At 45.9% G+C, this 7297-nt stretch carries 5 protein-coding genes; 1 reads left to right on the top strand and 4 read right to left on the bottom strand.

Annotated features, from left to right (window positions below; genetic code table 11):
* Positions 1–63: 63 nt before the first annotated feature.
* Both C7B77_RS19325 and C7B77_RS19320 read right to left on the bottom strand, forming a co-directional pair.
* Positions 64–759 carry a hypothetical protein gene (locus C7B77_RS19325; protein WP_146138405.1) on the bottom strand — a complete coding sequence of 232 codons (696 nt, stop codon included), beginning with the start codon at positions 757–759 and terminating at the stop codon, positions 64–66.
* Positions 760–1079: 320 nt separating this feature from the next.
* Positions 1080–1553: a redox protein gene (locus tag C7B77_RS19320; protein ID WP_106308508.1), complete on the bottom strand. Its 474-nt coding sequence runs from the start codon at positions 1551–1553 to the stop codon at positions 1080–1082.
* Between the two features lie 448 nt (positions 1554–2001).
* Between C7B77_RS19320 and C7B77_RS19315 the strand changes: the two genes are divergently transcribed.
* A complete protein-coding gene (locus C7B77_RS19315; RefSeq protein ID WP_219892203.1) occupies positions 2002–3672 on the top strand; it encodes a tetratricopeptide repeat protein in 1671 nt (556 codons plus the stop codon).
* Positions 3673–4193: 521 nt separating this feature from the next.
* Here C7B77_RS19315 and C7B77_RS19310 read toward each other — a convergent pair.
* Both C7B77_RS19310 and C7B77_RS19305 read right to left on the bottom strand, forming a co-directional pair.
* The gene (locus C7B77_RS19310) at positions 4194–5435 is read right to left on the bottom strand and encodes a leucine-rich repeat domain-containing protein (RefSeq protein ID WP_106308505.1); all 1242 of its coding nucleotides are present in this window, start codon (positions 5433–5435) and stop codon (positions 4194–4196) included.
* A gap of 162 nt (positions 5436–5597) precedes the next feature.
* Positions 5598–7274, bottom strand: a complete 1677-nt coding sequence (locus tag C7B77_RS19305; protein ID WP_106308502.1) for a response regulator — start codon at positions 7272–7274, stop codon at positions 5598–5600.
* Between the last annotated feature and the right edge of the window lie 23 nt (positions 7275–7297).

The following is a 7297-nucleotide window of genomic DNA, read 5'->3' as shown; positions in this document are numbered from 1 at the left end:
GGGGAGAGGGGGTGCGTGGGAAAAAAGAGGTGTAGAGAATCAGATATCTAATCGGGAAGGCTATTATGATAATTTTTCGTCGTTCTCTGGCGGATCTAGAGGATCGGAAGCGTGAGGGGTTAATTGCTCGATTGCTTGTCGATCGTACCATTCTGGAGATCTACCTGGATGCTTTATTTTAAGCTGAGATAACAGCCATTGGGCTTGAGATCGATCGCCACCGCATAAAGCTAATAATTCTGGTGTCGGATTTAATGGTTGAGAGGGTGTCGGTGGTGCTGTTGGCGGCTCTGGCGATCTAGTGCGATCTAGAGTCGTTGCTACCGCGACAGGGATGCCATACTCGGATTGAGACATTAAGTAGTTGTAGCTGTCCGTGCCGATAATTCCATCCCATAAGTACTTCACTAATATCGCTGCCACAACTATGCCTGCAAATTGACCCATGCAGACTTGTACGATCTTATCCAAGAGAAAGTAACCGAACATTATCTTGGCACAGGTTTGATTGTAGCGAGAGATCCCGTACCCCATCCCAAATGACAATACGACATTAAAGAACAACAACAGGCTCCAGCCTGGTTCCTTACCACTGAGAACGAATGCTAGCCACAAGATAGTTGTCATCCCACCGATAAACATGCAGGCTTGAAAGGCATTTTTAATCTGTCTGCGAGCGATAGCTAGCTCTTCTTGATGCTGGAGCTGTAAGGGATCGTAGGTATTTTGACTGCGATCGATTATGGTTGGAGGTGTCATAGAGTTGCTAGAGAACGCATATTCTCTTAACATTCACTAAACTTAGTCCGATTCGATCGTCTGCGACCGCATTTTTCTCGATCGATCGCTACGATCTTTACCCTGAGCGGCTCTTGCAATTGCTAAAATAGTTTGCGCGCGACATTAAATTGGCTCTCCTGCTCTATGAAGATCGGTTTAAGAATCGATCGTTGATAATTGCGCTCTGGAGGTTCCTTCCAGGTTTAGCGGATGCGCTGCTCGGCACGGGTTCCCCTGGCGGAAAGCATCCGCTAAATCCAAAATTGCCTGAGACTGTCTAGCTTGAGTTTCGATCGTCTTTACCATTGAAATCCATGCAACTTGGGTAACGGTGCCGAGGCAGATGTCACCTGTAATAAGCGCGGAATTTTGCCGCTATCGTAGACGCGAAATTCTGACTCGATACTAGCCTCAGTATCGCGCACGGCTTGATTCATGATGACAGAACCATGTCGATCGGATACAGAACGATGGAATGTACCCCTAGGAATCCGCAGAATCTCTCGATCGGCATCCAGTCGCACGATATGATAGGGATAGTTCCAAGTAAAATTGACCAGATAAAATGTCCGACCCCCAGAGATGGCCAAGAGATTGTCCTCCTGATGGGGATGGAGATAAAATTGCCAGTAGCCTGCGGTGCTGTCTGGCGGACTTACGGCAGGGCCTTGATGTACTACGAGGTCGCGAACGTTGGACTCAGGCACGGTAATATCGAAGAAACGCACGCTCGGCGTGTCCCGAAATTTTTTATAGCTTAGTAATTCAAACACGATCGAACCTCACATCAATAATAATGTCGATTTACTTATTAGCGTCGCACATATAATTTTGTCAAAACGTTAATCGTGGACATTTTCTCTATATATCCGCTTTTCAAATATTAAAATGCAATTAGCGAATCTGAAATCTAGATTTGCAAATGCAAATCCTCGGAATTTCACTGTGAATGCAGTTAATATCAGCGGTTCGATCGTGCCAATATGTTTTAAAACTTTAGCAAGATTACAGATTTAAAATAAAAGCGATCGAGTGCGATCTATCTTGAAAAATAGGGGAACAATATCCACATTTTTTCGTCAGTGTCGTTGCTTGCATACAAAGCTTAATTTACTGAAAATCGTGCTTGTCGATCGAAAAGAGGGTTTGCATCAATAAAGGAAAAGATCTTAGTTCATTTCATAAACTTTTGCTGAGATCGAGGAATTCATTTCAGGGCGATTGAAGAATAAAGATAAGGGTTCTAGATTTTATGCCCTCACACTTAATTTACCCTGCCGCTCCCAGACTTGGGAGCGGTGCGCTCAACCGTGGGGAGACAAAGGCGTTAAGCACACCAAGAGAGGGGCTGGGGTGAGGGCAGAAGGCTGGCATCTTATATTTAATTCCGCCTACCTACTTAATAATATGAATAGACTGATTCCTACTTGTTTAGGTATCATCACGATCGCGCTATTTCAACCCCTGACTAATGCTGCCGAGCAAAATGGCATCGGGGGAGCTGCTATGTATGCCAAGCGTCCATTATTAGCACAGAAGCAAGATCGCCTTTCTACCGCAGAGCGATTTTTGGCGGCTGGAGTGATTAAATATCGCAAGGGCGATAAACGTGGTGCTTTAGCTGACTATAACCGCGCGATTCAACTCAATCCTCGGTATGCTTTGGCACATGTCAATCGGGGAGTGGTACGCTCGGCGTTGGGAGATCGGCAAGGCGCGCTCTCAGATTTCAATCGTGCGATCGAAATCGATCCAAAATACCCTCAAGCTTATAACAATCGCGGTGCCATTAAATACGAGTTGGGCAATAAACGCGGTGCGATCGAAGATTATACACGCGCGATCTCGATCGATTATAAATTTGCCCAAGCCTATTACAATCGCGGTGCGACTCGCTATGAATTAGGCGATAAACGTGGTGCGTTGGCTGACTACAACATCGCAATTGCACTCGATCCTAATTATGGCGCGGCTTATTATAGTCGCGGCGTCGTCCGATCGGAACTAGGCGACAAACAAGGTGCGATCGAGGATTATAATCGGGCGATCGCACTCGATCCCAACCATGCGGGTGCTTATTACAATCGCGGTGCGATTCGATCGGAGTTAGGAGATCGTCATGCAGCTTCAACAGATTTCGATCGGGCGATTTTACTCAATCCCCACTACGCTAGCAAAGACTATCGGATCTCGATCGCTTATTACAGCCCGATCGTTATTTTTCATCCTCTATTTATCGGCGGTTATTATCATCGGGGCGGGGTAGTTTATAACACGCAAACTATCTTCTACAACTATTCTAATAATGTCTATTACAACCAGCCGCAAGTTGTCAATAATTCTACCACAGTCATCCAAGTTAACCCCAACTACCGTCGCAATAATAGCGATCGTCAAACCACTATTTTAAATACGAATAACTCAACAGTTGAATCGACAAATCGCCGAGTTATCATCGACAATACCGCAACCGATCGAGTCAACGCTACCCCACAGCGCACGCGCACTCGCCAAGTAATCGATAACTCCGAAACCATCCAAGTTATTCCCAACTCGGAGCGAGATTCCGATCGACAAGTAGTCCACCAACGCGCTCGACAAGGGAGCGTTAATAATACATCCAATCCCCAAATTTATACGCAACCAGATCGATCGTGGCGAGAACAACAGGTAATTATCGATAACAATTCGGCAATTCGACAAGTTGAATCGCTCCCAGAACGTACTCGCGATCGAGTTACGATCGACAACTCATCTAGCCGCAGTAATATCGGAGCCGAGGGGACTGAAACTCGTAATTCTCAAAGAACGACGATAATCCGCGAAATCAGACAGCAAGATGATGCATCTATTCGATCGGAATCATCGGAGCGTCGTTCTCGAAATCGTTAAACTTCCTGCGGAAGTCTGAGGTTAATTGCTAGGGAATAAAATCTAAAACCCTAGTATTTAGTCTTCAATCGCCCACACTGCGCCGCTGTCTCGCATAATCCAAAAGCGGCGGTTTTATTCGGAGGGAACCTCCGAATAAAAAAAACGACAAGACAGCGGCGCATCGATCGGGTGGTTTCATATAAGAAAATAAGAATGCACAAATTCTGGTGCTTAGTCGTCAATCGCCCTGAAATGAATTTCGGGCTAACGGCGAAAGTTCACTTCAGTGAACTGAAGATATTTATGCTGGTGTATGAAACCACCCATACGACCTTTTTGATGAGGGAACCGGATTCTTATTCCCCTTAAAAAGGGTGATTTAGCAGAGTGAATTAATTCTCCTAAAATATTTTTATTTTAGTTCACTTCAGTGAACTTTTGCTATTAGCCCGAAATTCATTTCAGGGCGATTGACGACTAAGCACTATGATTTCAAATTTGGTATGCTGACACGTAATCTACTCTCATCCAAAGTCCTCTCATGTTTGCACGGCAAACTTGTCAGGATGAATGCCATGATTTACCCAAGTAATTGCCGCCTCTGCACTCGTCATCTCTGGCGGTACCCGTAGAATGTGGATATGTGCGGTTGATGGACAAGTCATCTTTAGTAATACCATCGCTTCTATATCTATGTCATCAATTTTTAGTAACGTATATTCTCGCCAACTATCTAACTCGATCGCGCCTAATTGCTGACAAATTCGATCGTATCCACACGTCTGAATAATTAATTGCCTAATCTCGACATTATCTTCGTCCAATAGCCACTCAGGTTTCCACTCGCTCAACTTCGTCCAATAGCGACGGGGTAAATCGACACCAAAGAACCAAACAGTATCTAGTTGCGGTAACGACTGCAAGATCGATAAATCTGTTAATGGATTATCATTCAAATTTAGCTCGACTATACGGAGATTAGCCATGCTTTCAGGCAGTGCGCGAAGCTGATTTCCTTCTAAATCTAGGTAAGATAACCTCGTCAGGTTGCCAATACTGTCTGGTAGGCTAGTTAACCGATTATAGTCCAATGTTAATCCGACAAGTTTACTAAGATCGCCAATACTATTTGGCAATTTTTCCAGCTTGTTGCCTGCTAAAAACAGCCCGGTCAATTCTATTAAATTGCCAATTCGATCGGGTAGCTCTTTTAGCTGATTTCCAGACAACTCTAATGTTTTTAATTTGGTGAGATTGGTAATATCTTGTGGAAGTTGAGTTAATTTATTTTGATTTAGATCGAGGTTTATTAATGCAGTTAGATTGCCAATTGACTCTGGTAGTTTAGTTAATTGCTGATTACTGAGATTTAACTCTTTCAATTTTATCAGCCGACCGATACTTTCTGGTAGAGCAGTTAATTGATTATTTTCCAGTTCTATGCGAGCTAATTTTAATAGTTTGCCAATATTATCGGGTAATGCACTCAGATTGTTATTATGCAAACTCAGAAATCTGAGATTTACCAATCTCGCGATCGAATCTGGCAAGCTACTAAGCTTATTTCTCTGCAAATGCAATTGACACAGATTGACGAGATTGCCGATACTATCTGGTATCTGTTCTAGCCGATTGTTAGTTAAAATGAGATATTTTAAATTGATTAATTCACCAATACTATCTGGTAAATAGCTAAGTTCGCAATCGGTCAGATCGAGAGAAGTAATAGTATTCGATCGGCTCGTTCGATCGATTAGTTCGGCTAATTCCTGTTGTGTCATCACTCAACCTTAACAGTGTCAGTTTGTCCGCTCTCAGCATCTATGACTTTAAGATCCCGATACTTCTTTTGTTAATCTAAAAGCTACTTAGTCCGCGTAGGCGGACTTTGCATCACTAGCGGCGACTTCAGTCGCTAGCAGTTCTTAAACGAGAAGTGTTGTCTAAGATCCGACATTGGCTAGATACTGATGCACGAACTGAACGCAGATCGACCCCTCGCCGACACCCGAAGCCACCCGCTTGACCGAACCATGTCGGACATCACCCACTGCAAACACGCCAGGAATATTAGTTTCTAGCAAATAGGGATCGCGATCGAGTCGCCAACCCTTGGGACGATGAGTGCTCGGTTGGCTGGTACCAGTTTTGAGCGCGGCTCCAGTGAAGATAAAGCCGCGTTCGTCGCACTCTACCGCACCGTGGAGCCATTCCGTGCGTGGGACGGCACCGATAAAGATAAATAGTGATGTTGCGGGTACCATTTTTACTTCACCCGCAGTGTCGATCGCGATCGCTTCCAAACTCGTTTCCCCTTTGGCTTCCACCACGCTAGAGTGCGGCTGGACGGTGATATTTGGCGTTTCGGCAATCTGCTCGATTAAGTATTGCGACATGCTTTTGGTGAGTGATTCACCCCGCACTAGCATCGTCACTTGCCGCGCATACTTCGAGAAATACATGGCCGCTTGTCCGGCAGAATTGGCACCGCCAACTATATAGACGTCTTCTCCTTGACAAGTTAGAGCCTCCGTCTGCGCCGCACCGTAGTACACTCCCGCTCCGGTGAGTCGATCGAGTCCGGGTACATCCAGCCGTCGCCATGAAACGCCCAGAGCCAAAATTAGCGCGTGACAACTAATCTCGCTGCCATCTGACAAGGTAATAAAACGGTAGGGATCTTCGACCCGAATTCCCGTTACTTCTTGAGGACTGAGAATCTCGACGCCAAAGCGTCGGGCTTGAGTTACGGCGCGTCGGGCTAAATCGTTGCCACTCAAGCCGGAGGGAAAGCCCAAATAGTTTTCAATGCGCGAACTGGTGCCTGCTTGTCCGCCCGGAGCTTCTCGTTCGATCATTACTGTATGTAGTCCTTCGGATGCCCCATAGACCGCAGCAGCTAGTCCAGCGGGGCCACCACCTACGATAATCAGGTCGTAGAAGGGCTTTTCGGCTTGGGTGCGGAGGCCAATTTTCTCGGCCACTTGCGCGATCGAGGGTTGAATTAAGCTGCTACCATCGCTAAAAAGCACTAGCGGGAGGGATAAGCGATCGCAGTTGGCAAAGGTGGCAAGTTGCTGTGCTGCCTCGGATAGCTCGATATCCAACCACTGATAAGGGATTTGATTTCGTGCCAAAAAGTCTTTCATATCGTGGGACTGCGGCGACCACCGATTGCCGATGACGCGGATGCCATCAAAAGCAGGACGGAAGCTCGCCAACCAATCATCTAAGAGATCGTTCAAGACTGGGAAAAGTTTCTCTTCTGGTGGATTCCAAGGCTTAAGCAGGTAGTAATCGATTTGGGTACTATTGATAGCGCGAATTGCAGCATCGGTATCGGCGTAGGCTGTCAGCAGCACCCGCTTGGCTTCTGGAAAAATCTGTAATGCTTGCTCTAGGAACTCGACACCACTCATCTGGGGCATCCGCTGATCGACCAGAAATAGGGCGACGGGTTCGTTGCGGAGTTTGAGCTTTTGGGTGGCTTCGATCGCCGTTGCACCAGAATCGGCACGGATAATCCGAAAGCGATCGCCATATTGCTGTCGTAAATCTCGCGCTACGGCTTGCAGCACGTCAGCATCATCATCAACGGTCAAAATTACGGGTTTAACCATGTTGGAGAATATACGTTATGGAT

Source organism: Chamaesiphon polymorphus CCALA 037, from assembly GCF_003003845.1.
Lineage (GTDB): Bacteria > Cyanobacteriota > Cyanobacteriia > Cyanobacteriales > Chamaesiphonaceae > Chamaesiphon > Chamaesiphon polymorphus.
This window is presented reverse-complemented; position numbering and strand designations above follow the sequence as displayed.

Bases quoted from the DNA above. Each gene is read 5' to 3' on its own strand.
- C7B77_RS19325 (WP_146138405.1), bottom strand. From the start codon at position 759: ATGACACCTCCAACCATAATCGATCGCAGTCAAAATACCTACGATCCC.
- C7B77_RS19305 (WP_106308502.1), bottom strand. From the start codon at position 7,274: ATGGTTAAACCCGTAATTTTGACCGTTGATGATGATGCTGACGTGCTG.
- C7B77_RS19310 (WP_106308505.1), bottom strand. From the start codon at position 5,435: ATGACACAACAGGAATTAGCCGAACTAATCGATCGAACGAGCCGATCG.